Consider the following 25,227-nt stretch of genomic DNA (forward strand, 5'->3'; position numbering starts at 1 on the left):
TTCAGCCCCCCAGCCCGGCGTCGAGCACCGCCCGCGCGACGGGCGCGGCCACCGAACCGCCGGTGGCGGCCAGGGCGCGGTCGCCACCGTTCTCGACGATCACCGCGATGGCGATCTTCGGGTTCTGCGCGGGCGCGAAGGCGATGTACCAGGCGTGCGGCGGGGTATTGCGGGGATCGTTGCCGTGTTCGGCGGTGCCGGTCTTGGACGCGATCTGGTAGCCCCGCTGCTGGGTGCCTCCCTGGGTGTTCTTCTCCGACTCGATCATCAGATTGGTCAGCTGGGTGGCCACCGGTGCGCTGATCGCCTGGCCGACCGACATGGGTTTCACGGTCTCCAGGGTGCTCAGGTCCGGGGCCTGCAACTGATCGACCAGATGCGGCTGCATCCGCACGCCGCCGTTGGCGACGGTCGCGGCGATGACGGCGTTGTCGAGCGGAGTCAGCGCCACATCGCGCTGTCCGATACTGCTCTGGCCGAGGGCCGGTGCGTCGGGAATGGTCCCGACGGTGCTGTCCGCCCACGGAATCGGAATGTTCGGATGGGTTCCGATGCCGAACGCGGCGGCCTCGTCCTTGAGTTTCGCGGCCCCCACCTTGATACCGAGGTCCACGAAAGCGGTGTTACAGGAGAACTTGAACGCGTCGGTCAGCGATGCGGTCGGCGCGTCGCCGGGACCACAGTGGCTGCCGTTGTAGTTCTCCAGCGTGGTCGTGGTGTCCGGCAACGTGATTCGCGACTGCGCGGTCAGCTGATCCTCGGGCTTGGCGATGCCGTTGGACAGCGCCGCGGCGGTCACGATCACCTTGAAGGTGGAGCCCGGCGGATACGTCTGCGACACAGCGCGATTCAGCATCGGCTGGCGCGGATCGGACTGCAGGTTCTGCCACGCCTGCGCGGCGGCCGCGCCGTCGTGGCCGGAGAGCAGGTTCGGATCGTAGGACGGCGTCGACACCATGGTGAGGATGCGCCCGGTGCTCGGCTCGATCGCCACCACCGAACCGGTGTAGCCCTTGGCGGTCAGCTGCTCGTACGCGACCTTCTGCATAGCGGGGTTGATCGTGGTGATCACATTGCCGCCGCGCGGATCCCGGCCCGACACCATATCGATGAAGCGCCGCCCGAACAGCTGATTGTCCGAACCGTTCAGCACCGAATCCTCGGCGTGCTCGAGTCCGGTGCTGCCGTACTGCATGGAGTAGAAACCGGTCGCGGGCGCGTACGCCAGCGGATCGGTCGGATAGGTGCGCAGGTACTTGTACCGGTCGTCGGTGGACACCGAACTCGCCAGCACCGTGCCCTGCGCGGAGATCTGGCCGCGCTGGCGGGCGTACTCGTCGAGCAGTACGCGGCCGTTGCGCGGATCGTTGCGCAGGCTGTCCGCCTTGCCGATCGGCCCGAATTGCACCTGGATGTAGGTGGCGTTGATAAGCAGCGCGACGATCATCAGCATGACCGCCATCGCCACCCGGCGCAGGGGTGTGTTCACGCGGTACCACCCTTCGGTCGCCGTACCAGTTCGGTGGGCGCGTCCGCGAGCGGCTCCGGCGCCCGCTTACGGACGGGGGCCGGGGCGCGCGCCGCATCGGACACCTTGATCAAGAGTGCCAGCAGTGCGTAGTTGGCGAGCAGCGAGGAGCCGCCGTAGGAGACGAACGGCGTGGTCAGACCGGTCAGCGGAATCAGTTTGGTGACACCGCCGACGACCACGAACAGCTGGATGGCGATGGTGAACGCCAGACCCGCCGCCAGCAGCTTGCCGAAACTGTCGCGCACCGCGATGGCGGTGCGCAGACCGCGAATCACGAAGACACAGAACAGCATCAGCACCGCGGCCAGGCCGATCAGGCCGAGCTCCTCGCCGATGGCGGAGATGATGAAGTCGGTCTTGGCGAACGGCACCTGCGAGGGCCGTCCGCTGCCGAGCCCGGTTCCGGCCAGCCCGCCGGTGGCGAGCCCGAACAGCGACTGCGAGATCTGATAGCCGGTGTTGTTGTAATCCGCGAAGGGGTGCAGCCAGGTCTCCACGCGCACCCGCACATGTCCGAAGACGTTGTACGCGAACACGAATCCGATACCGAGCAGCAGTGCGCCGACCGCCACCCAGCCGACCCGCTCGGTGGCGATGTAGAGCATGCACAGCACCGTGCAGAAGATCAGCAGCGAGGTGCCGAGGTCCTTCTCCAGCACCAGCACGCCGACGCAGACGATCCAGACCACCAGCATCGGGCCCAGATCGCGGGCGCGCGGCAGTTCCATCCCGAACACGTGCTTACCGGCGGCGGTGAACAGGTCGCGCTTGGCGACCAGCACCCCGGCGAAGAAGATGATGAGCAGGATCTTGGCGAACTCACCGGGCTGAACACTGAAGCCGGGCAGTCGAATCCAGATCTTCGCGCCGTTCACCTGCGAGAACCGATCCGGCAGGATGGCCGGGATGGCGAGCAGCACCAGGCCGACCAGTCCGAGCGTGTACGCGTACCGCGCCAGCGTCCGGTAGTCGCGCAACAGCAGCAACAGGCCCGTGAAAACCACCATCCCCAACCCCGTCCACAGCACCTGCTGGTTCGCATCGGGGGAGGGGATGGGCTGCGAGGCGAAGATCGCATCCTGCTTCTCGGCCAGGTCCAGCCGGTGGATGAGCACCAGGCCGAGACCGTTCAGCAGCGCCACGATCGGTAGTAGCAAAGGGTCCGCGAACGCCGCGAAACGGCGCACCGCCAGATGCGCGACACCGAACAACGCCAGATAGGCCGCGCCCAGTTTGGCGATCTCCCAGGTGATCGCCTGTTCCTGACTGGCCTCCACCAGCACCAGCGACACCGTGGTGACCACCGCCGCGAGCCCGAGCAGCAGCAGTTCCACATTCCGCCGGGTGGACGGCGGGGGCGCGGGAGCGAATCCGCCCGGAGGACTGGGAAAGGCCCCAGCGGACGGTGGTGCCGGTGCGGACATCAGTCCGTCACTCTGCAGTTCTGCCCCGGCTGCTGCGGCGCGGTCGTAGTGGTGGGGGTGGGCTGATCGGTCTTGCGGGGTTCCAGCGGATGGTTCTCGCCACCCGGCACGGCGGCCGGGGTGGTGGTGGGAACGGCGGGGGTGGTGGTGACGGGCGCGTTCGGATCGACCGGGGTGCTCGGCGGAGTCGTCGACGGCTGCGGCTGCGGCTGTGCCTTCTCGCAGGGCGGCAGCAGATCATTGCGGGTCAGCGCCTGCAACTGCTTGCCGGCTTCCTCGCGGGAGCCCGGCGGCAGACCCTTGTTGACCGAATCGCGGCCGGTCGGCTTGAGATCCAGCAGGCGCAGTTCGCGGCAACCCGCGCCGAAGCTGGAACCGATCGCGCTGATCTGCAATTCACCGGTGCGGGTGACACAGGCGATCTGATCCACATCGTGGATCGAATAGCCCAGCACCGAACCGGGCAGTCCGCGCAGCACCACGACCTTGTCGTCCTGGGTGCCCACGTAGTAGTTGCTGCGAATCATGTTGTAGCCGACCGTGAGTCCCGCGCCGATGGCGACCAGCAGGGCCAGCGAGAGCGCTATCCAGCGCAGTTTGTGGCTCTTGCGCGGCGGCTCCGGCTCGGGCTGCTGTACGGCCCGGCGCGGGGCGGCTCTCGGCGGCCGCATGGCGGCGGCGCGACCGGCGGCGGTATTCGGCGGGGGAGTGTCGTCATCCTCGCCGGAGGCCGCGCCCGCCACGATCGGATGACTCTGTCCGTAGTCGAGGTCGATGACATCGGCGACCACGACGGTCACATTGTCGGGACCGCCACTGCGCAAAGCCAATTCGATGAGCCGGTCGGCCGCCTCGTCGGTGCTGCCCTCGCGCATGGTGTTGGCGATGGTCTCATCGCTCACCACATCGGAGAGGCCGTCCGAGCAGAGCAGATACCGGTCCCCGGCGCGCGCCTCGCGCACCACCAGGGTGGGCTCGATCTCGTTGCCGGTGAGCGCGCGCATGATGAGCGAGCGCTGCGGATGGGTGTGCGCCTGCTCCGGGGTGATCCGGCCCTCGTCCACCAGCGACTGCACGAAGGTGTCGTCGCGGGTGATCTGGGTGAGTTCGCCATTGCGGAGCATGTAGGCGCGGGAGTCGCCGATATGGGCGAGGCCGAGTTTGCGCCCGGCGAACAGGACGGCGGTGAGCGTGGTGCCCATTCCGTCGAGTTCGGGCTCTTCCTCGACCTGATCGGCGATGGCGGCATTGCCCTCGTGCACCGCGCGATCGAGCTTGCCGAGCAGATCATCGCCCGGTTCGTCGTCGTCGAGATGCGCGAGCGCCGCGATCATCAGTTGGGAGGCGACTTCACCGGCGGCGTGGCCGCCCATGCCGTCCGCGAGCGCGAGTAGGCGCGCGCCCGCGTAGACGGAGTCCTCGTTGTTGGCTCGTACGAGACCGCGGTCGCTACGGGCGGCGTAGCGCAGAACAAGAGTCACGATCGCAGCTCGATCACTGTCTTACCGACACGGACGGGGGTGCCGAGTGGAACTCGGACCGGGGTGGTGACCTTCGACCGGTCGAGGTAGGTCCCATTGGTGGAACCGAGATCCTCGACATACCAATCCTCCCCGCGCGGCGACAGGCGCGCATGCCGGGTGGAGGCATAGTCGTCGGTGAGGACCAGCGTGGAGTCGTCCGCGCGCCCGATCAACACCGGCTGCGTGCCGAGTGAGATGCGGGTGCCGGCGAGTGAACCCTGAGTCACCACGAGATATTTGGCGCCCTTCTGGCCTCGGCGCAAGGAGGGGAGCACCGCGGAACCACCTTGGGTCCGCGGCGGCACCCGGATGCCGGAGGCCGCGTAGATATCGCTGCGCAGGGTCCGGAGCACCGCCCACACGAACAGCCACAACAACAGCAGGAACCCCGCCCGGGTGAGTTGCAGGATCAGTCCCTGCACGGTGCTCCACCTCCTGTTCGACCGTGTCGTAGGTACGGGCTGTCAGTACGGAGAAAGCTCCGCGACCCCCAACCGGTGCGCCTGGTCGGCGCGGCCTGTTGAGCCGCGAGTAATGGCAGCATCATAGGGCCGTCGACCGGTTGCGATCACGATACGGCGCAGGAAAATCCAGCCATATCGTGATCTGCACCGCGAGCTTACGGGATCAGACGATCCTGATCAGGATCTCGGAATGCCCGGCGCGGATGACATCGCCGTCGGCGAGCTGCCAGTCCTGGACGGGCGACCCGTTGACCAGCGTGCCATTGGTGGAACCGAGGTCCGAGAGCATGGCCGTCTGGCCGTCCCAGCGCACCTCGATATGCCGCCGCGAAACCCCGGTGTCGGGAAGCCGGAAGTGCGCGTCCTGGCCGCGGCCGATGATGTTGGAACCCTCGCGCAACTGGTAGGTGCGACCGGAGCCGTCGTCCAGCTGCAGCGTGGCCGAGTAGCCCGAGCCACTGCGCGCGGGAGCGGCGTAACCGCCCGCGGCGGGCTGCTGGCCGTACCCGGCCTGCTGGCCGTACTGGTCGTCGCCGTAACCACCGGCGGCGGGCTCGGCATAGCCCTGCGGCTGCCCGTAGCCCTGCTCGGCGTACCCCTGCTGGCCGTAGCCCGGATCGGCATAGCCCTGCTGGTCGCCGTAGCCCTGCTGCTGGCCGTAACCCGGTTCCGCGTACCCCTGCTGGCCGTAGCCGCCCTGGTCGTACGCCTGCTGGCCGTAGCCCTGCTGGCCGCCCTGTTCGGCGTAGCCGCCGCCCTGCTGGCCGTAGCCGGGTTCGGCATAGCCCTGCTGGCCGTAGGCCTGATCGGAGTATCCGGGCTGCTGCCCGTAGGCCTGATCGGCATAGCCCTGCTGCTGGCCGTACGCCTGATCGCCGTAACCACCCTGCTGAGCGCCGTAGCCCTGGCCGCCCTGCTGGTTGTAGTCGTAGCCGTTCTGGTACTCGCCATAGCCCTGCTGATCCGGGGCAGCGCCGTAGCCCTGCTGATCCGGGTACTGCGGGGCAGCACCGCCGCGGCCGTATTCGCCGTAGCCCTGCGGAGCGGGTCGGCTCGCGGGCGGGGGCGCGTACCCGCGGTTTCGTGGATCGGACTCCGCGGGCTCACGGCTTGGGTCGTAGCCTGAGTTCTGCGTCATGGGGCCAGCTCCTGGTTGCGGGTTGGGTCGTGGTGTGCGTTCAGGTCCCACCGCCGGACCCGCCCGGCGGTCGACACTACCGCCGACGGCGTCCGGGTCCACTCGACCGCGTGTCCTGAACTGTCCGGTGTGCAGCGTAGGGGATGCCTCGAATTCCACGTGCACTTCGCCGTACGTCTGCCAGCCTTGCTCACGGATGTAGTCCTGTAAGTGTTTGGCGAACGCGCGTACCGCGAGGTCGTGGTCGGCCTGTCCCTCGCCCTGGACGAGCTGCCCCAGGTCCGACTCGTTGATGGTGATGACGTAGCTGTTCGGTGCGAGCAGATGCCCGTTGCCGAGGTCTTGAACGTGGTCCGCGGCCTCGCGCTGGAGCGCTGCCTCGACCTCCTGCGGAACGACACTGCCACCGAAGACGCGGGCGAACACATCGCCGACAGCACCCTGGAGGCGACGTTCGAATCGCGAGACGATCCCCATCGAGCCCCTCCTCTCGGGTCAGGACGCTCCCGCGAGTGAAGCGTGCTTCGTGTCTTGGTCTCCTGGTGGCGCCGTGTGGTCTGCGGCGGTCCTACTGTGCGACACGCGGACATGGCGTGTCGCCGCTGGGACACGGTCCTTGCATGATATCCACGATCGTCCACACCTGTAACTCCTGGAAACGGGTCGGGGTTCCCGTGCCGGCATCGGCCGCCGTCACAGCCGATAACCAGGCGATTTCTTTTTGGTGCATACCCCGTGATACGTTCTTTCAGTCGCTCGGGCGAGTGGCGGAATGGCAGACGCGCTGGCTTCAGGTGCCAGTGTCCGTAAGGACGTGGGGGTTCAAGTCCCCCTTCGCCCACCAAGACGAAGAGCCCCATCCGGAATCGGATGGGGCTCTTCGCTTTTCGCTGTCCGTGACCCCGTTCGGGGCCCGGTCCCGCGTAGGCGGGGGTCACCGCAGGTCACACCGGATGTGACGAAGATCGCAGGCATATCGGGGACTCCTCGGCCGGGGCGTTGCCGGATGGCCTCCGGCGGTCCGCGGAGGGGTGAAAATCGATTGCCGGAAGGTGTCGGTTCGAGTATGCGACCGATTATCTGCGGCCATTGCCTGATGCTCGTTTAGTCAAAACTGAGTTAAACAAACTTGGGGTTTGTTTATCCTCGGGCGACCGCTTGGCAATGGTGCCGACCAGCCACGAAACTCCAGCTTAACGCGGGTTGAACCGGTGATGGAGGGTTATCGCGAGAGAAATCGGCAAACCGGGCGACGGGGGTGTTCCGGAAGTCCGAGCGAGGGGTCGAAACACGGTCGCCGAACGGTACCGCGCGGGTGGTTTCCTTAACCTCCGCAGACCGCTCGCAAAGCGTATGCCGGTAAATAGCGGACCTCTCGGGTTGCCTTCGCACAAAGGGCATTTCGCCTGGTGGCCATATACGCCCACCCAGCAAGTCGGAGGTTGCGTAGCCATAACGATTGTGTAGAGTCGACGGTAACGCTGGCCGCAGCTGAGCCGGACTCGCTGCGGCCAGTGGAAATCAATTCCGGGCCGTTGCCACCAGTGTCGAACCGACCACTCCCGCAACCGCTTCCGGATTCCGGACCGCCGAGTTGCCGGACATGTGCTCCCGCGCCGCGGCCGTCTCCTCCTCCAGCACCGCCCGCCGGCCCAGACCGAAGACGTAGGCCAGGAAACCGATTTCGGCGAGCGCGCCGATCCCGATCCGCACCGCGTCCGGCAGCTCGCTCGGGGTGACGAAGCCCTCGATGAATCCGGAGACCAGCAGCACGCCCACCAGGCCCAGCGCGATAACGGCCGTGGCACGGCCCTGTCGCGCCAGCGCCTGCGGACGGCTCTCGCGGCCCGGATCGATCAGTGTCCAGCCCAGTTTCACTCCCGCGCCGCCGGCCACGAAAATCGCGGTCAGCTCCAGCATGCCGTGCGGCAGGATGTAGGTGAAGAAGGCGTCCAGGCGGCCCGCGTCGGCCATCAGGCCCGCGCTCACGCCCACATTGAGCGCGTTCATGGCCAGCGCGTAGACCGCGGGCAGGATGAGTACCCCCATGAACAGGGCCACCGCGGCCACCGCCGCGTTATTGGTCCACACCTGGGCCGCGAAGGCATCGTGCGGATGTTCGTAGTAGTAGGTCTCGAATTCGCCGCCGGGCTTGGTCAATCGGTCGGTATCGGTGTCCAGGCCCAGATGTCGCCGCGCGGACTCCGAATTCGCCACCCACGCGCCCACGGCGGCCGACGCCGCGATGAACGCCGCCGCGACCGACAGCCACCAGCGCCGGGACCGGTACAGCGCGGCCGGGAAGCGATGGGTGACGAAGCGCAGGATCTCGGCGAGAGTGTCGGTGCGGGCGCTCAGCACGCGCCCGCGCGCCCGGGTCAGCACGGCGGAGAGTCCAGCCACCAATTCGGCGTCGGCCGAACGCGATTGCAGGCGGGCGAGCTGCTGTGAGGTGAGCCGGTACAGCCGTACCAGTTCGTCGGATTCCGTGCCGGAGAGTTTCTTACGGCGCGTCGCGAGATAGTCCAGCCGATCCCAGGAAGGTTTGTGCAGGAACGTATACGCGTCCAGGTCCATCGGTTGCCTTCCTGTGCCTCGGCTCGGAAGAATGCTAGTCGCCCCCGAGCAGGAGTGACATGGCCCTTTTCACCACCGGCGAGGCCGTCGCCGTAGAACTGCCCATCGCGCGCATCCCCACCCGGGCCGCGGCGTTCCTGCTCGACCTGATGATCCAGTTGATCTTCGGGACCGCGGTGTTCTTCTTCTGCCTGTGGGTGCTGTTCCTGTGGGGCGCGGATTCGGCGTGGATCTCCACCATGCTGGTGGTCGTGCTGACGCTGACGCTGATCGGCTATCCGGTGCTCAGCGAAACCCTCTCGCGCGGAAGGTCGCTCGGCAAGATGGCGCTCGGCCTGCGGGTGGTGCGCGCGGACGGCGGCCCGACCGATTTCCGGCACGCGGTCACCCGCGGTCTGGCGGGCATCGTGGACTTCTGGATTCTGGGCACCGGGTTGATCGCGGTCGTGGTGTCGCTGTGCTCGCCGAACGCCCGCCGCATCGGCGACGCGCTCGCGGGCACCGTGGTGGTGCACGATCGCAGTCGGCTGCCGTTCGCCGCGCTGGTACTGCCGCCGCCGTGGTTGCAGGGCTGGGCGCGTCAGCTCGATCTGACCGGGCTCTCCGATGAACTCGCGGTCTCGGTGCGCCAGTACCTGACTCGCTTCCGCACCCTCACGCCCGTGGCGCAGGATCAGCTGGGCCGTGCCCTGGTGGTCACGGTCTGCGCGCGGCTGCACACCCCGCCGCTCAATGGCTATCCGCCCGTGCAGATTCTGGGCGCGGTGCTCGCCGAACGCCAGCGCCGTTCCTTCCCGCCTCCGCCCAAGCCGGACACCAAGGCATTCCAGCGGGCGGCCTGACCAGCTCGCGAATTACATTGCGCCCGTTTGCTTGAGCTCCAGGTATTCGTCCGCGAGCGCGCCCGGCAGCCGGTCGGGGGAGTCCGAGATGACGCGGATGCCCATGCGGCGCAGGGTTTCCCGGGCCACCGCGTGCTCGGCGATGACATTCTCGGCGGCGGCCGCGGTGTAGAGGTCGTCCAGCGCGGAGCGGCGGGTGGCGGCGGCCGCGATATCCGGATCGGTGACCGCGACGATCAGCACGCGATGCCGGTCGGCCAGGATCGGCAGCACCGGGAGCAGGCCCTCCTGCACGGTGGCGGCATCGAGGTGGGTGAACCAGACGACCAGGCTGCGGCGGCGGGCGCGCTGCAATGTGGTGCGCAGCAGGCCCTGATAGTCGGTATCGGCCAATTGCGGTGTGACGCCCGCGAGGGCGTGCATGAGCTTGAGCTGCAGGCGTTTTCCGCCGATGCCGCGCACTTCGGCGCGCAGCGCGTTGTCGTAGGCGAGCAGATCCACCGAATCGCCGCCCGCGGCGGCGAGTCCGCCGAGCAGCAGCGCGGCCTCGATGGTGGCGTCCAGGCGGGTGCCGTCGCCGACGCGGCCCGCGCTCACCCGGCCGGTATCGAGCAGCATGACCACGTGCCGGTTGCGTTCGGGCCGCCAGGTGCGCACCAGCACGTCATTGGCGCGCGCGGTGGCCCGCCAGTCGATGGTGCGCACATCGTCGCCCGCGACGTATTCGCGGAAGGAATCGAATTCGGTGCCCTGTCCGCGCCGGTTGGTGGTGTTGCGGCCCTCGAGATGTTGCAGCTGACGGACTTTGGAGGCGAGCAGCTTCTCACTCCGGAACGGCGGCAGTGCGCGCAACCGGGCGGGGACGGTGCGGCGCGTCTGGCGTCCGGCGATGCCGAGCGGGCCGAGCAGGCGCACGGTGATCGGACCGGCGACCCGGTCGCCCCGATATTCCGGGGTGAGTTCGGTGTGCAGCCGAATCCTGGTGTTGGGCGGCAGTTTCAGCGCGTGCGCGCGATTGCGGGCCTGTGCGCTGTTCGGCCAGTCGTCCCACAGCGTGCCGCGCAGGGTGCGGTCGCCGGTGTTCAGCGCGGTGAGTTCCACCTCGGCGGTGCGCCCGGTTCGCACCGTGGTGAGGGGATCGCGCGAAAGTTCCAGCGCCCCGGGCGAACCCAGCAGCAGGACGTCCAGCAGTACCAGCGCCACCAGTACCGCGGTCGCGCCGAGCAGTCCCGCCCAGGAGGGCAGGACGAAGGTGACGAGGAGTGCGGCGGCGCCCGCCGCGATGGCCAGCCGGCCGGTGACGACCACGACTACACCGGAACCGGGACGGACATCAGCAGGGACGCCATCACCCCTTCGGCGGTGACGCCCTCCACCTCGTGTTCGGGCCGCAGTTGCAGGCGATGCCGGAGCACCGTCGTGGCAACGGCTTTCACATCGTCGGGGGTGACGTAACCGCGCCCGTTCAACCAGGCGAAGGCGCGCGCCGCCGCCATCAGCGCGGTCGCGCCGCGGGTGGACGCGCCGTGCGCGACGGCGGGGGAGGTGCGCGTGGCGCGGCACAGGTCGACCGTGTACGCGAGCACTTCGGGACTCAATGTCACCTGGGCGACGGCCTTGCGGGCGGCGGCGATGTGCTCGGGTCCGGCGACCGGCCGCAGTCCGGCGGCGTCCAGATCGCGCGGATCGAAGCCTGCCGCATGGCGTTGCAGAATCCGGAATTCGTCTTCGCGCCCGGGCAATTGGACGTCGACCTTGAACAGGAACCGGTCCAGCTGCGCCTCCGGCAGCGGATAGGTGCCCTCCTGTTCGATGGGGTTCTGGGTGGCGATCACCACGAACGGATCGGGCAGCGGCCGGGGCACGCCGTCCACCGAAACCTGGCGCTCCTCCATCGATTCCAGCAGTGCGGACTGGGTTTTCGGTGGGGTGCGGTTGATTTCGTCGGCGAGTAGCAGGTTCGTGAAGACGGGACCGCTGCGGAAGGTGAACTCGGCCGAATGCGGATCGTAGATCTGTGATCCGGTGACATCGCCGGGCATCAGGTCCGGGGTGAACTGGATGCGGCTGTGCCGCAGGTCCAGCGCCTTGGCCAGGGCGCGCACCAGCAGCGTCTTGGCCACGCCCGGAACGCCTTCCAGCAGTACGTGACCCTGGCACAGCAGTGCCAGCACCAGGTACATGACCGCCTGGTCGTTGCCGACGACAGCCTTGCCGATCTCGGCGCGCAGGGCGAGCAGCGCCTGCTGGGCCTGTTCGGGCGTCGGCGCGTGATTGGTGTCCATCACGACGACGGCTGTGGGCTCTGATCCGGTCACAAGACCTCCGCTTCGATCCATTCGAGTTGTGCGGCCACGAGTTCCAGCGTGCCCCGGTCCGGGACCGGGTCGTACAGTGCGGCCCGCAGCATGGCCGGGTCGGCGTGCAGGCGTGCGGCCAGGGGCGCGATCACCAGCTCGGGCAGGGTTTCGGCGGTGACGCCGAGGGTCGGGCGCAGCCGCCGCAGGGTGGCCGCCCGCAGCTTCGCCGCCACATGGTCGTGGTCGCGGGATTTGCGGTACAGCCCGGCCTGTCCGGCCAGCACCTCGTTGGCGGGCGCTTCCACGGGCAGCGGTTCGCGCACCACCGCACCGCGGCGGCGGCCGCGCCACCACAGCACCGCGCCCCACGCGATGAGCAGCTGCGCGCCGCCGAACGCCGCCCACGCGGGCAGGCGTTCGAAGATGGAGTCGTCGCCTTCGCCGAAGTTCGGCGGATGCCGGGGTGTCGGCGGCGGTTTCGACGTCGACGGCGGCGGTGTGTAGGGCGTGTTGTCGTGATGCTCGGGCGGTGAGGGCGGCGGCGGACTGATATGCGTCACCAGGTAGACCAGCACCACGATGCCGAGCAGTGCGCCCAGCACCGCCCAGAAGCGCCAATCCCGCAGCAGCGCGGGCAATTCGAGGGGCTCGCGTTCCTTCTTCTCGCGCGCGCCCCGCTGCTTCCTGGTCTTGCGGCGCTGTTCGGTGATCTCGGCGGGCGCGTTCTTGGGCGGCGGCGCGACCGAGAATTGATCGGCCTGTTCCAGCCGCCGGTATTCGGCCTCCGCGCCGGGGCGGCCGCCGTACACGATCTCGTCGAAACTGTGTGCCGCCGCGGGCAATTCGACGGCCTCACCGGGGAGCGCGCTGGTCGCGGCCTGCGCGGTCTCGCGGGCGGTGCGGGCGCGCTGCTCCTCGAGAATGCCGCGCTGTTCCAGACCGCGGGTGACCGCGCGATACCGCTCGCGCAGCGCGGTGCCGAAATCCGCGCGCCGGGCGGCGTCCTCCGCGGCGGCCAGATGCGCGGCAGCAGGCCCGAGCGCGGGTTCCGGCGGTGGCCCGAAGTGGTTGTCCGGCAGGGGAGTGCTCACGGCCGGGCCTCCCCGGGGATCTTGATATCCCAGCCCTCGCGGCGGCAGCGGCGGTCGACGTAGGCGACCACCTGGGCGGAGGATTCCACCATTTCGGCGAGCGCGACGAAGAGCAGACCGGCGGTGATGAGCAGGACGGTGACCGCCCAGCGCCGGGTGCCGGTGATGCCCGCCGCGAACTGCGGCAGCGCGAGCAGCGGCACGATCAGCACCAGCAGCAGTCCGCGCAGATAGAGCAGTACGCCAACCAGCTGCCAGTCGGTGCCGGATATCAGCAGTTTCGAGCGCAGCGTGGCGATCCGGTACGTGGTGTTTTCCTCGAAAATGGCCGGGACCGTGGCGAATCGGCGGGCCCGCAGCCACAGCAGCCAGACCACCGCGAACGGCGCGGTGAACATCAGCGGTGCGCCCAGCGCGAGCACGCAGACCCCGATGAGCGTGTACATGGCCGAATACCCCAGCAGCGGACCGGCTTCGGCGGATAACCGGCCCAGCGCCGCCCGCCAGCTCAGCGGCTGCCGGTGCACCACCGCGAGTCCCATCGGCACGGTGAAACCGCGCACGAACAGGCGCAATACCCAGGCGGCGATCAGGGTGGTCAGCAGTGCGCCCCAGAAGGTGCCGCTGTCCGAATCGCCGGTGGCGACCGAGACGAAGACGGTGACGCCGACCGAAATAGCGGCCGCGATCGCGACGGCGACCCCGAAGACGGCGGCGAAGGTGGCGATCCGCGCCTGGATCACCGCGAATGGCAGATCCAGCAGTTCACGGAACTGCACGGGTCGGATCGGGACCGTCGCCGGTTCGGTGTGCGGTTCCCCCACCGACCCGGCCGACGGACCGACTGAATCGGCGGCGGCGGGCAACACGGACCTACTGTAACCGCCGGGTGCCCCGTGGTCGCTCCATGTTTATTCGCCGAGCAGCCGTGCCACGACCTGGCGGTACAGGGCGGGGTCGACGGGCGGCATGCCGAGCAGTGCGCGCAGGTAGACGCCGTCGCCGACGAGCCGGACGATTTCCGCTTTGACCGGATCGCGTATTTCATTGTCCAGCGCGGTTTTCCAGCCGCTCATCATTTCGGCGAGCGCCCGATCCGCCTCGTCGGCGGCGGTGTCCTGGGGGCCGTCGACGGTGCGCATGGCGGCCAGCATGGAGCGGTACAGCGCGAGCTCCAGAGCATCGGAGTCATTGTCGGGATGCGGGGTCTGCAGATACCACTCGGCGACCGATTCGCCCTGTGCGACGGCGCTGTTCAACTGTTGATCGGCGCGTTCGCCGAGGCGGCGGACCAATCCGGCGAGCAGTGCGTCCTTGCTTTTGAAGTGATAGAGCAGTCCGCCCTTGGAGACGCCTGCCGCCGCCGCGACGCTTTCCAGCGTCACCTGGGACATGCCCTTGTCGAGCAGCAGGGTTTCGAGCGCGTCGAGGATCCGGTTGCGGGTGCCCGCCGGATCGCGAGGGGTTGTCACGGTGCATCACTGTACGGCGAATTGGTCATACTCACGCTGCATAACTGTACCGTCCGGACGGTAAGTCTGTTACTGTACCGTCCAGACGGTTCAACTCTGGAAGAGAAAGCTCCCATGGCCACCCACACCTCCGCCCGATCCGGACCCGGATCAGAGGCGGATCCCAGCGTCAACGACCCCCGGCCCGCCACCGCGCGCCGGGATTCCGGCATGCCCGCCACCCCGGATTCGGCCGCGGCGTTGGCATCCGAGAGCGGTTCGGATCGCGCGTCCCTGCGTGACTGGGCCGGGCTCGGCGTGCTCGCGCTGGCCCTGCTGCTGGTCTCGGTCGATGCCACCGTGCTCGATCTCGCGGTGCCCGCCATCTCCGGCGATCTCGCGCCGACCACACCGCAACTGCTGTGGATCATCGACGTGTACTCGTTCGTGCTGGCCGGTCTGCTCATCACCATGGGCACGCTCGGTGATCGCATCGGGCGTCGGCGGCTGCTGCTGATCGGCGCGGCCGGATTCGGTCTCGCCTCCGCGGTCGCGGCCTGGTCGGTGAGCCCCGAAATGCTCATTGCCGCACGCGTTCTGCAGGGTGTCGCCGGTGCGACGCTGATGCCCGCCACGCTCGGTCTGATCCGATCCATGTTCACCAACGCGCGCCAGCGCACCCTCGCCATCTCGGTCTGGGGTGCGATGGCGGGTTCCGGTGCGGCCATGGGTCCGCTGCTGGGCGGCTGGCTGCTGGAGCATTTCTGGTGGGGTTCGGTGTTCCTGGTGAACCTGCCGGTGATGGCGCTGCTCATCGTGCTCGGACCGCTGCTGGTACCGGAGTCGAAGGATCCGAATCCGGGCCGCTTCGACCTGATGAGCGCGGGCCTGTCCATGCTGGCGCTGATCCCGATCGTGTACGCGGTCAAGGAGTTCGCCGCGCACGGACCGGCGCTGAATCAGCTGATCGCGGGTGTGATCGGTGTGGTCGCGGGTGTGGTGTTCATTCGCCGCCAGCGCGGGCTGACCGATCCGCTGATCGATCTGGAGCTGTTCCGGCTGCCGCCGTTCCGGGCCGCGGTGCTGACCAATCTGCTGTCCATCTTCGCGCTGGCCGGCGTGCTGTTCTTCGGTTCGCAGTATCTCCAGCTGGTGCTGGGGCGCGCGCCGTTGCAGGCGGGTCTGCTGTTGATCCCGGGCACGTTCGGCAGTATGGCCGGTTCATTGCTGGCGGCGTGGCTGGTCGGTCGCTGGCGTCCGGTGAGCGTGCTGTGCGGTGCGCTGGTGACGGCCGCGGCGGGTGCGTCCCTGTTCTGGCTGCTGGAAGCCGATCCGTCGGCGTCGGTGCTGCCGTTCATGATCGGATTCCTGTTGATCGGCCTGGGTGTCGGTGTGGCGCTGACGGTTTCGGCCGACATGATCATCACCACCGCTCCGGCCGAGCGCGCGGGCAATGCCGCCGCCATTTCGGAGACGGCGCTGGAAGCCGGTGTGGCACTTGGCGTCGCGGTGCTGGGCAGCGGTGTGATGGCCGCGTTCCGGCACGGCCTGGACCTGTCCGCGGTTCCGGCCGCGCACACCGACGCGGCGCGGGAATCCCTGGGCGGTGCGGTGGAAACCGCACGCTCCCTCGGTGAACCGGCGTCGAGCTCACTGCTGGAGGCCGCGCACGGCGCGTTCGTGGACGGCATCCACCTCGCGGCCACCGGCACCACGCTGATCCTGTTGGTCACGGCGGTCATCACATACCGCGCCGCGACGAGCAAGCGCAAGGCGCGTAGCAACTGAAAAAGGCTGTGGCCCGGCTGTTTCCGTGTTCAACGTGAAACATGCCGGGCCACAGCCCTGTTCGCAGGTCCTATTGATCTTTCGCGGGCGGCAGTTCGCGCGGGCCGCGGTATTCCAGTTCCGGGTTGTACCGGCCCGGGATCGCGCCCTGATGCGGTGCGGCGGGCAGCGGATATCCGGGCTCGACGACCTGACCCTGCGGCAGCGCACCGTAATTCGGGTACTGCTGCTGATACGGCTGATCGACCACCTGCGAGGCGACGCGCTGCGCGTACACCTGCTGCGGCGCACCCGGCGGCAACTGGTACCCGTACTGCGGTTGCTGCTGATACATCTGCTGCTGCTGCGCCTGCGCCCCGGAATCCGAGGAATCCACCGTCACCTTGCGGGTCCGCTTGAGCGTGAAGGTGATCTCCTCCGCCTCCTCGAACGCCTGGCGCACGGTGCGCAGCGGATGCGTGGCGGTATCGATGGCATTGGCGACGAAGGACGGCACCAGTGGCCGGATCCAGCGGGCGGCGGTATCGGTGAACGGCACCGTCCCGATGATCGGAAGTTCCAGTCCGCCACCCTTGTTCGCGGGTGCGGGCTGCGGTGCGGGTGCGGGCACCAGTGCCGCGCCCGGGCCGATCGGCGCGAGTCCGCCGCCCTGGCCGAGCTGGGCGGGCAGGTTCGGCGTCGGTGTCACAATCCCCTCCTGGGACACGGAGTCGTCCTTTCGGACCGCGGCCGGAAGCTCATGCTGTGCGGCCCGGTCGAATTCGTCGATGGCGCGCTGTTGCGCGGGTTCGGTGATGCCGATCTGGAAATTGCCGATGGCCGCGATGATGCGGGTGCGCTGGCGCTCCCGGTCGATGGCGGTATCGGCGTGCAGCGCCAGTTTCGCGGCGGTGAGCTGTTGTTCGGCGCGCAGTTTCTCGGCTTCGACGCGGACCTGCGCCTGGGTTTCCGCGATGGCGACCTCGGCGGCCTGTTCGACCCGGTCGGTGGCGGTGCGGGTGGCGATATCGCGGTCGAAAGCCGTTTCGCCGCGCCAGAATCGGAGCAGCAGCGGCAGTAGCGCGAGCACGATCAGCAGCAGTGCCACGGCCAGGCGCAGCACGAACGGCCCGGCGTGATCGGTGGTGTAGTCGTTCATGGCGACCCAGCGCGCGCCGAGTCCGCGATCGCCGTCGGTGTAGGCGTCGGCGCGGGCCGTGCCGAGCGCCTTGTCCTTATCGCTGACCTTGGTATCGAGTCCGTCGATCTTGGCGCGCGCGGCGGTGAGCTGCGCCCGCGAATCGTCGAGCATCTGTAGCGCGGTGCGGGCCTCCGCGCCGTATCCGGGCACCCGGGTAATGCGGGTTGCCGGGCACTGCGGGTCCGGATTGGTCTCGCAGCGCGCGATCACCAGTGCGGTGTCGACATCGGTCTGCGCCTTGGCGATCTGCTGATCCAGGTCCTTGCGATCGGCGCGGGCCTGGTCGAGTTCGGTGCGCGCGGTGATCACGGCGGGCGCGGATTCGACTCCGCGCCGGGAGGTTTCGTCGAGCAGCCGGTTCACGGTGCCGCCGAACAGGACGGTGCAGGCCAATTCGGCGATGACGATGCCGACGAGTACGGCCACTCCGGCGCGGGCGCCGAATTCGGCTCGTGCCCGGCGGCTTTCACCGCGCGCGGGTGTCGACGCGGTGGCCAGCGTGCGAGATACCGCCCCCACCAACAGGGTTGCGATCAGGGCGACCACGATCACCGCGGCCAAGGGCCATTGCGCCGCGCTCGTGGTTAGTGCAGTGATTACCCCGGCTGTCAGCGCGAACAACGCCACCACGGCACCGGTAACCGAATACCCCGTGCGCTCGTGCCGATCGGTGACCCCCGCGTGCGCTCCGCCGAGCCAGGTGAGCAGAACGGTCATGGGAGCTCACATCCTCTAAGTCCCAGGCTTATTCGGGTTCTCTAAACCGTCGCTGATTCGTTGTTTCAGCGTGACAGGAAGGGGGCGGTTACACCGAGTGTGGTGGCTGTGATGTGTCCAGCCTCACATCTGACGGCTTCCCAGCCGTGACGTGGCATTGATCACGCAGGTATCGGCCGCAGAATCCCTGAAGTAGTGACTTACCGCATATTCACTGTTTGCCAGACGTGTGCCAAATCCCACGTTTAAGAAAGATTCCGTACGGTCGGATCATTGCATTGGCTTGTCGCCCGGACCTCCGAACCGCTTCCCGGAGGTCTCCGGAGAATTAGCCGCAGCACGCCCGGTTTGCCGGATGCCCTTGTGGGGAAGTCTGTTTCATTGCAGGTAGGAGGCTGTCCCGGGGCCGCGCCGGGGCACTCGGCCACCTCCCTCGCGCGCGCGGAGAACTATGGGCAAGTCAACTGCGGGTCCCCCGCATGCCTGCTTTACACTGGACAACGCGCAGGTACTGGAGGATCGATGAAGAAGCCCAGCTAGACGCTGGTATTAGTGCAACCTAAGTTGGTTGGGCTCGAGTCCTGACTTATCGTTTGCTCTTACGCCGGATGCGACAAGTTCGGCATATCGCCCCATACCGTCCAGAGGCCCGATCGGTGCTCAGCGTAATAGGCGAGAACGGCGCGGTTGGTAGCTAACACGTAAGCGTTCGGTTACCGCCGAGCACCCGACGAAAAATCGAAACGGGTGAAAACAACTGGAGAGTTGACTGCACGGGACGACCATCAGCGCCGCTGGTCTCCGAACCGCCTGGGCGCAGTCTGACGGAGGCGTTCGACGAAGGCCGCAATTCTTCGAAGGCCTGTTTTTTGTGAAGGCAGAGGCATGACGCAACTTCCCGGCCACAGGTCCCCCACCGGCGGTGCCGGCTATGGGCACGGACCCCGCGGGCTCTATGACCCGGCGAATGAACACGACGCCTGTGGCGTCGCATTCGTCGTCGACATGCACGGCCGTCGTAGCCGCGACATCGTCGACAAGGCTATTACCGCCCTGCTGAACCTGGAGCACCGCGGCGCCGCGGGTGCCGAACCCAACTCCGGTGACGGTGCGGGCATCCTGATTCAGCTCCCGGACAAGTTCTTCCGTGCGATCGTCGACTTCGACCTTCCCGCCGAAGGCTCCTACGCCACGGGTATCGCCTTCCTTCCGCAGGCTCGCCGCGAGGCCGCTCGCGCCGGATACGGCGTCGAGAAGATCGTGCGCGAAGAGGGCCTCGAGGTCCTGGGCTGGCGCGAGGTCCCGATCGACGAATCCTCGCTCGGTGCGCTGTCCCGCGACGCCATGCCCACCTTCCGGCAGATCTTCATCGCCTCGCCGAAGGATGCCGCCGAGCAGCTCTCCGGCATGGATCTGGAGCGCCGCGTCTACGTCATCCGCAAGCGCATCGAGCATCAGCTCGGCAAAGCGGGCGCCGGTGAAGGCAGCGTCGGCAAGGAATCGGTGTACTTCCCGAGCCTTTCCGGTCAGACCTTCGTCTACAAGGGCATGTTCACCACGCCGCAGCTGCGCGCCTTCTACCTGGATCTCCAGGATGATCGCGTGGAGTCGGCGCTGGGCATCGTGCACTCGCGCTTCTCCACCAACACCTTCCCGTCCTGGCCGCTGGCGCACCCCTTCCGCCGCGTCGCCCACAACGGCGAGATCAACACCGTCTCCGGTAACGAGAACTGGATGCGGGCGCGTGAGGCGCTGCTGAAGTCGAACGCCTTCGGCATCGACTCCGAGGGCAACAACCGCCTGGAGAAGATCTTCCCGGTCTGCACCCCCGGCGCGTCCGACACCGCTCGCTTCGACGAGGTGCTCGAACTGCTGCACCTGGGCGGCCGCAGCCTCCCGCACGCCGTGCTCATGATGATCCCGGAGGCGTGGGAACGCCACGAGTCCATGGATCCGGCCCAGCGCGCCTTCTACCGCTACCACTCGTTCCTGATGGAGCCGTGGGACGGCCCGGCCTCGGTGGCCTTCACCGACGGCCGCTTCGTCGGCGCGGTGCTGGACCGCAACGGTCTGCGCCCCGGCCGCATCTGGGTCACCGAGGACGGCCTGGTCGTGATGGCCTCCGAGGTCGGCGTGCTCGACATCGACCCGTCCACCGTGGTGCAGAAGACCCGTTTGCAGCCCGGCCGCATGTTCCTGGTCGACACCGAACAGGGCCGCATCATCAGCGATGACGAGGTCAAGTCGACGCTGGCGAACGAGCACCCGTACCAGGAGTGGCTGGACAACGGCCCGACCAAGCTGTCGGACCTGCAGGACCGCCCGCACGTGCACATGTCGCACGACCGCGTGCTGATCCGCCAGCAGATCTTCGGATACTCCATCGAAGAGCTGAACCTGCTGATCTCGCCGATGGCGCAGACCGGCGGCGAGGCGCTCGGCTCGATGGGCACCGACACCCCGATCGCGGTGCTGTCGGCGCGTCCGCGCCTGCTGTTCGACTACTTCTCGCAGCTGTTCGCGCAGGTCACCAACCCGCCGCTGGATGCCATCCGCGAAGAGGTGGTCACCTCGCTGCGCAGCATGATCGGCCCCGAGGACGATCTGCTGAACCCGGGCCCGGACTCCTGTCGTCAGATCACCCTGACCCAGCCGATTCTGGACAACGACGAGCTCTCCAAGCTCGTGCACATCAACGATGACGGCTCGCGCCCCGATCTGCGTTCGGTCGTCGTGCACGGCCTGTACCCGGTCAAGAAGGGCGGCAAGGGGCTGCGCAAGGCCATCGAGGCTGTGCAGCAACAGGTTTCGACCGCCATCGACGGTGGCGCGCGCATCATCATCCTGTCCGACCGCGAATCCAACGAGAAGCTGGCGCCGATCCCGTCGCTGCTGCTCACCGCGGCCGTCCATCACCACCTGGTGAAGGAGCGCACCCGCACCCAGGTCGGCCTGGTCGTGGAGGCCGGTGACGCCCGCGAGGTGCACCACATGGCGCTGCTCGTCGGTTTCGGTGCGGCCGCCATCAACCCCTACATGGCCTTCGAGTCGATCGAGGACATGCTGGAGCGCGGTCAGCTGCAGATGCCGGGCAGCACCGGCGATCATGCCGAGGACTTCAAGAAGGCCGTCTACAACTACAACAAGGCCGCCGGCAAGGGTGTGCTGAAGGTGATGTCCAAGATGGGCATCTCCACCATCGCCTCCTACCGCGGCGCCCAGCTGTTCCAGGTCGTGGGCCTGTCGCAGGAACTGGTGGACGAGTACTTCACCGGTCTGCGCTCGCCGCTGGACGGTATCGGCCTCGACGACATCGCGGCCGAGGTCGCCACCCGGCACAAGGTCGCGTTCCTGGAGAACCGCAATGAGCGCGCGCACCGCGAGCTCGAGGTCGGCGGCGAATACCAGTGGCGGCGCGAGGGCGAATACCACCTGTTCAACCCGGACACGGTGTTCAAGCTGCAGCACGCCACCCGCTCGGGCCAGTACAAGGTCTTCAAGGAGTACACCAAGCTCGTCGACGATCAGTCGGAGCGCTTGGCCTCGCTGCGCGGCCTGTTCCAGTTCAAGTCCAAGGGCCGCAACCCGATTCCGCTGGACGAGGTCGAACCCGCCAGCGCGATCGTGAAGCGTTTCTCGACCGGTGCGATGAGCTACGGCTCCATCTCGGCCGAGGCGCACGAGACCCTGGCCGTGGCCATGAACCGGCTCGGCGGCCGCTCCAATTCCGGTGAGGGCGGCGAGCATCCGGCTCGCTTCGAGCCGGAGGAGAACGGCGACTGGCGTCGTAGTGCGATCAAGCAGGTGGCCTCGGGCCGCTTCGGCGTGACCGCGCACTACCTGACCAACTGCACCGATATCCAGATCAAGATGGCCCAGGGCGCGAAGCCGGGCGAGGGCGGACAGCTGCCCGCGCACAAGGTGTACCCGTGGGTCGCCGAGGTCCGGCATTCGACTCCGGGCGTGGGTCTCATTTCCCCGCCGCCGCACCACGACATCTACTCGATCGAGGATCTGGCGCAGCTGATCCACGACCTGAAGAACGCGAACCCGCAGGCGCGGATTCACGTGAAACTTGTCGCGGAGCCCGGCGTCGGCACCGTCGCCGCGGGTGTGTCCAAGGCGCACGCGGACGTGGTGCTGATCTCCGGTCACGACGGCGGCACCGGCGCTTCGCCGCTGACCTCGCTCAAGCACGCGGGCGGTCCCTGGGAGCTCGGCCTGGCCGAGACCCAGCAGACGCTGCTGCTCAACGGTTTGCGCGACCGCATCGTGGTGCAGGTCGACGGTCAGATGAAGACCGGCCGCGATGTCATGATCGCTGCCCTGCTGGGCGCCGAGGAGTACGGTTTCGCGACCGCGCCGCTGGTGGTCTCGGGCTGCATCATGATGCGCGTGTGCCACCTCGACACCTGCCCGGTCGGCGTCGCCACCCAGAACCCGGTTCTCCGTGAGCGTTTCACCGGTAAGCCGGAGTTCGTCGAGAACTTCATGCTCTACATCGCCGAAGAGGTGCGCGAACTGCTCGCCTCGCTGGGGCTGCGCACGCTCGACGAGGCCATCGGCCGCGTCGACCTGCTCGACACCACGCAGGCCAAGGAGCACTGGAAGGCCGCCAAGCTGGATCTGTCCCCGATCCTCGACGATGTCGAGACGGCGTTCATGATGCAGGACCGCCGCAACACCAAGGGCCAGGACCACGGTCTGGACAAGGCCCTGGACAACCAGCTCATCGCGCAGGCCGCGGATGCGCTGGAGCGCGGTAAGCCGGTCAAGTTCGACACCAAGATCACCAATGTGAACCGGACCGTCGGCACCATGCTCGGCCACGAGGTGACCAAGCTGTACGGCGGCGTCGGCCTGCCGGACAACACCATCGACATCACGTTCACCGGTTCCGCCGGTAACTCGTTCGGTGCGTTCGTCCCGGCCGGTATCACCCTGCGTGTGCACGGCGACACCAATGACTATGTCGGCAAGGGTCTTTCGGGTGGGCGCATCATCGTGCGGCCGTCCCTGGACGTGCCGGAGGAGTTCGTCGCGGAGCGGAACATCATCGCGGGCAACGTGATCCTGTTCGGCGCGACCAGCGGTCAGGCCTTCATCCGCGGTGTGGCCGGCGAGCGCTTCAGCGTCCGCAACTCGGGCGCCACCGCGGTGGTCGAGGGTGTGGGCGACCACGCCTGCGAGTACATGACCGGTGGCAAGGTGGTCATCCTCGGCGAGACCGGCCGTAACTTCGGTGCGGGCATGTCCGGCGGTATCGCCTACATCTACAACCCGAACGGCACCTTCGAGAAGAACCTCAACGGTGAACTGGTCGACCTCGAGCAGCTCTCCGCCGAGGAGACCTCGTGGCTGCGGGACACCATCTCCCAGCACCGCGACGAGACCGGTTCGGCTGTGGCGGAACGCATCCTGGGCGACTGGTCGCAGCAGGTGAACCATTTCGTGAAGGTCATGCCGCGGGACTACAAGAAGGTCCTGCTGGCCATCTCGGAGGCCGAGAAGGCCGGCCGCGATGTCGACGCGGCGATCATGGAGGCCGCTCGTGGCTGACATGACCTGCACCGGATTTGTTGGGTGCGCCCGCGTTGGCGCGAAAGTTGGAGTCGTAAATGGGTGACGCACAGGGCTTCCTGAAGCACACGAGTCGGGAACTGCCGAAGCGCCGTCCGGTCGAACTGCGCCTGCTGGACTGGAAAGAGGTCTACGAGGAGAAGTTCTCCCACGAGACGCTCCAGAAGCAGGCCAGCCGCTGCATGGACTGCGGTATCCCCTTCTGCCACAACGGTTGTCCGCTCGGGAACCTGATTCCCGAATGGAATGACCTGGTGTACAAGGGTTCCTGGAAGGAATCGTTCGACCGGCTGCACGCCACGAACAACTTCCCGGAGTTCACCGGCCGCCTCTGCCCCGCGCCCTGCGAGGCGTCCTGTGTCCTGGGCATCAACCAGGATCCGGTGACGATCAAGCAGGTCGAGGTCGAGATCATCGAGAACGGTTTCGACGAGGGCTGGGTCACCCCGGTGTACCCGACCCGTCTGACCGGCAAGAAGGTCGCCGTCGTCGGCTCCGGCCCGGCCGGTCTGGCCGCCGCGCAGCAGCTGACCCGCGCCGGTCACACCGTGACCGTGTTCGAGCGTGACGACCGCATCGGCGGCCTGATGCGCTACGGCATCCCGGAATTCAAGATGGAGAAGCGCTTCATCGATCGCCGGATCGCGCAGATGGAAGCCGAAGGCACCGTCTTCAAGACCAGCGTGAACGTGGGCGTCGACATCACCGCCGATCAGCTGCGCGAGCGTTTCGACGCCGTGGTGCTGTCCGGTGGCGCGACCATCGCGCGTGATCTGCCCATCCCGGGCCGCGATCTGGACGGCATCCATCAGGCGATGGAGTTCCTGCCGCTGGCCAACCGCGTGCAGCTGGGCGATCCGATCACCGATGAGGACGGCCTGCCGCGCATCAACGCGCGCGGTAAGAAGGTCATCATCATCGGCGGCGGCGACACCGGCGCGGACTGCCTGGGCACCTCGCACCGTCAGGGTGCGGAGTCGGTCCACCAGTTCGAGATCATGCCGCGCCCGCCCGAGGAGCGCGCCGGTTCCACCCCGTGGCCGACCTACCCGCTCATGTACCGGGTGGCGTCCGCGCACGAGGAGGGCGGCGAGCGCCTGTTCTCCGTCAACACCGAGCGCTTCGTCGGCACCGACGGCAAGGTCACCGGGTTGCAGGCGCACGAGGTGTCGATGGTGAACGGCCGTTTCGAGAAGGTCGAGGGCACCGACTTCACGCTCGAGGCCGATCTGGTGCTGCTGTCCATGGGCTTCGTCGGACCGCAGAAGAACGGTCTGCTCGAGGGTCTGGGCGTGGGCTACGACCAGCGCGGCAACGTCAAGCGCGATAACGACTGGGCCACCACGGTTCCCGGCGTCTTCGTCGCCGGCGATATGGGCCGCGGTCAGTCGCTCATCGTGTGGGCCATCGCCGAGGGTCGCGCGTGCGCGTCCGCGGTCGACAAGTTCCTCGAGGGCGAGACGGCGCTGCCGTCCCCGATCCGCCCGACCGATGTCGCCCAGCGGTGATGTTCGTCCCAGTGTGAGCTGATTTGTGAAGCGGCCGCGGATCTTCGGATCCGTGGCCGTTTTCGTTTGCGCGATGTCTCGTACAGGGTTTTCCGGCCACCGCACAGGCCGCG

General features: G+C 67.6%; 16 protein-coding genes and 1 tRNA gene. 5 read left to right on the forward strand and 12 right to left on the reverse strand.

From position 1 onward, the window contains the following. Position 1: 1 nt before the first annotated feature. The 5 genes from ACFC0O_RS24485 to ACFC0O_RS24505 form a co-directional block, all read right to left on the reverse strand. A complete protein-coding gene (locus ACFC0O_RS24485) occupies positions 2–1,489 on the reverse strand; it encodes a penicillin-binding protein 2 (RefSeq protein ID WP_364636865.1) in 1,488 nt (495 codons plus the stop codon). Next, positions 1,486–2,955, reverse strand: a complete 1,470-nt coding sequence (locus ACFC0O_RS24490) for an FtsW/RodA/SpoVE family cell cycle protein (RefSeq protein ID WP_375961552.1) — start codon at positions 2,953–2,955, stop codon at positions 1,486–1,488. Before ACFC0O_RS24490 ends, ACFC0O_RS24485 begins: the two co-directional genes overlap by 4 nt. Beyond that, entirely contained in the window at positions 2,955–4,436 is a 1,482-nt protein-coding gene (locus tag ACFC0O_RS24495; protein ID WP_375961555.1) for a PP2C family protein-serine/threonine phosphatase, read from the reverse strand. Before ACFC0O_RS24495 ends, ACFC0O_RS24490 begins: the two co-directional genes overlap by 1 nt. Then, positions 4,433–4,900, reverse strand: coding sequence for an FHA domain-containing protein (locus ACFC0O_RS24500; protein ID WP_364636871.1), 468 nt, complete (start codon positions 4,898–4,900; stop codon positions 4,433–4,435). Before ACFC0O_RS24500 ends, ACFC0O_RS24495 begins: the two co-directional genes overlap by 4 nt. Before the next feature lie 205 nt (positions 4,901–5,105). Then, a complete protein-coding gene (locus tag ACFC0O_RS24505; protein ID WP_375961557.1) occupies positions 5,106–6,557 on the reverse strand; it encodes a DUF3662 and FHA domain-containing protein in 1,452 nt (483 codons plus the stop codon). A 281-nt stretch (positions 6,558–6,838) separates the two neighbouring features. Between ACFC0O_RS24505 and ACFC0O_RS24510 the strand changes: the two genes are divergently transcribed. Beyond that, positions 6,839–6,924, forward strand: a tRNA-Leu gene (locus ACFC0O_RS24510). 677 nt (positions 6,925–7,601) lie between these two features. On the opposite strand, the gene ACFC0O_RS24515 is transcribed toward ACFC0O_RS24510, so the two are convergent. After that, on the reverse strand, positions 7,602–8,657 hold the full coding sequence (locus tag ACFC0O_RS24515; protein ID WP_375961559.1) for a stage II sporulation protein M: 1,056 nt from the start codon (positions 8,655–8,657) through the stop codon (positions 7,602–7,604). Positions 8,658–8,716: 59 nt separating this feature from the next. On the opposite strand from ACFC0O_RS24515, the gene ACFC0O_RS24520 reads away from it, so the two are divergent. Further along, positions 8,717–9,499 (forward strand): RDD family protein, encoded by a 783-nt coding sequence (locus tag ACFC0O_RS24520; protein WP_375961561.1) that lies wholly within the window; start codon positions 8,717–8,719, stop codon positions 9,497–9,499. Positions 9,500–9,511: 12 nt separating this feature from the next. Here ACFC0O_RS24520 and ACFC0O_RS24525 read toward each other — a convergent pair whose 3' ends face one another. The 5 genes from ACFC0O_RS24525 to ACFC0O_RS24545 are packed head-to-tail and all read right to left on the reverse strand — an operon-like array spanning position 9,512 to position 14,362. Further along, the gene (locus ACFC0O_RS24525; protein ID WP_375961563.1) at positions 9,512–10,807 is read right to left on the reverse strand and encodes a DUF58 domain-containing protein; all 1,296 of its coding nucleotides are present in this window, start codon (positions 10,805–10,807) and stop codon (positions 9,512–9,514) included. 2 nt (positions 10,808–10,809) lie between these two features. Further along, complete coding sequence (locus ACFC0O_RS24530) at positions 10,810–11,784, reverse strand: AAA family ATPase (RefSeq protein ID WP_375963798.1); 975 nt, start codon at positions 11,782–11,784, stop codon at positions 10,810–10,812. A 29-nt stretch (positions 11,785–11,813) separates the two neighbouring features. Continuing rightward, the gene (locus tag ACFC0O_RS24535) at positions 11,814–12,890 is read right to left on the reverse strand and encodes a DUF4129 domain-containing protein (RefSeq protein ID WP_375961565.1); all 1,077 of its coding nucleotides are present in this window, start codon (positions 12,888–12,890) and stop codon (positions 11,814–11,816) included. Beyond that, positions 12,887–13,759 (reverse strand): hypothetical protein, encoded by an 873-nt coding sequence (locus tag ACFC0O_RS24540; protein ID WP_375961567.1) that lies wholly within the window; start codon positions 13,757–13,759, stop codon positions 12,887–12,889. The genes ACFC0O_RS24535 and ACFC0O_RS24540 overlap by 4 nt, the downstream gene beginning before the upstream one ends. A gap of 42 nt (positions 13,760–13,801) precedes the next feature. Beyond that, positions 13,802–14,362, reverse strand: coding sequence for a TetR/AcrR family transcriptional regulator (locus ACFC0O_RS24545; protein WP_375961570.1), 561 nt, complete (start codon positions 14,360–14,362; stop codon positions 13,802–13,804). A gap of 210 nt (positions 14,363–14,572) precedes the next feature. Here ACFC0O_RS24545 and ACFC0O_RS24550 point away from each other — a divergent pair, with 210 nt between their 5' ends. Next, positions 14,573–16,129, forward strand: coding sequence for an MFS transporter (locus ACFC0O_RS24550; protein WP_375963799.1), 1,557 nt, complete (start codon positions 14,573–14,575; stop codon positions 16,127–16,129). A 70-nt stretch (positions 16,130–16,199) separates the two neighbouring features. On the opposite strand, the gene ACFC0O_RS24555 is transcribed toward ACFC0O_RS24550, so the two are convergent. Next, on the reverse strand, positions 16,200–18,026 hold the full coding sequence (locus ACFC0O_RS24555) for a DUF4407 domain-containing protein (protein ID WP_375961573.1): 1,827 nt from the start codon (positions 18,024–18,026) through the stop codon (positions 16,200–16,202). Between the two features lie 885 nt (positions 18,027–18,911). On the opposite strand from ACFC0O_RS24555, the gene gltB reads away from it, so the two are divergent. Both gltB and ACFC0O_RS24565 read left to right on the forward strand, forming a co-directional pair. Then, a complete protein-coding gene (gene gltB / locus ACFC0O_RS24560; protein ID WP_375961575.1) occupies positions 18,912–23,585 on the forward strand; it encodes a glutamate synthase large subunit in 4,674 nt (1,557 codons plus the stop codon). Between the two features lie 59 nt (positions 23,586–23,644). Further along, positions 23,645–25,114: a glutamate synthase subunit beta gene (locus ACFC0O_RS24565; RefSeq protein WP_375961577.1), complete on the forward strand. Its 1,470-nt coding sequence runs from the start codon at positions 23,645–23,647 to the stop codon at positions 25,112–25,114. Positions 25,115–25,227: the final 113 nt, after the last annotated feature.

This window comes from Nocardia sp. NPDC056100 (assembly GCF_042266325.1).
Classification (GTDB): Bacteria; Actinomycetota; Actinomycetes; order Mycobacteriales; family Mycobacteriaceae; genus Nocardia.

Bases quoted from the DNA above. Each gene is read 5' to 3' on its own strand.
- ACFC0O_RS24490 (WP_375961552.1), bottom strand. From the start codon at position 2,955: ATGTCCGCACCGGCACCACCGTCCGCTGGGGCCTTTCCCAGTCCTCCG.
- ACFC0O_RS24505 (WP_375961557.1), bottom strand. From the start codon at position 6,557: ATGGGGATCGTCTCGCGATTCGAACGTCGCCTCCAGGGTGCTGTCGGC.
- ACFC0O_RS24515 (WP_375961559.1), bottom strand. From the start codon at position 8,657: ATGGACCTGGACGCGTATACGTTCCTGCACAAACCTTCCTGGGATCGG.
- ACFC0O_RS24520 (WP_375961561.1), top strand. From the start codon at position 8,717: ATGGCCCTTTTCACCACCGGCGAGGCCGTCGCCGTAGAACTGCCCATC.
- ACFC0O_RS24530 (WP_375963798.1), bottom strand. From the start codon at position 11,784: ATGGACACCAATCACGCGCCGACGCCCGAACAGGCCCAGCAGGCGCTG.
- ACFC0O_RS24550 (WP_375963799.1), top strand. From the start codon at position 14,573: ATGCCCGCCACCCCGGATTCGGCCGCGGCGTTGGCATCCGAGAGCGGT.
- ACFC0O_RS24555 (WP_375961573.1), bottom strand. From the start codon at position 18,026: ATGACCGTTCTGCTCACCTGGCTCGGCGGAGCGCACGCGGGGGTCACC.
- gltB (WP_375961575.1), top strand. From the start codon at position 18,912: ATGACGCAACTTCCCGGCCACAGGTCCCCCACCGGCGGTGCCGGCTAT.
- ACFC0O_RS24565 (WP_375961577.1), top strand. From the start codon at position 23,645: ATGGGTGACGCACAGGGCTTCCTGAAGCACACGAGTCGGGAACTGCCG.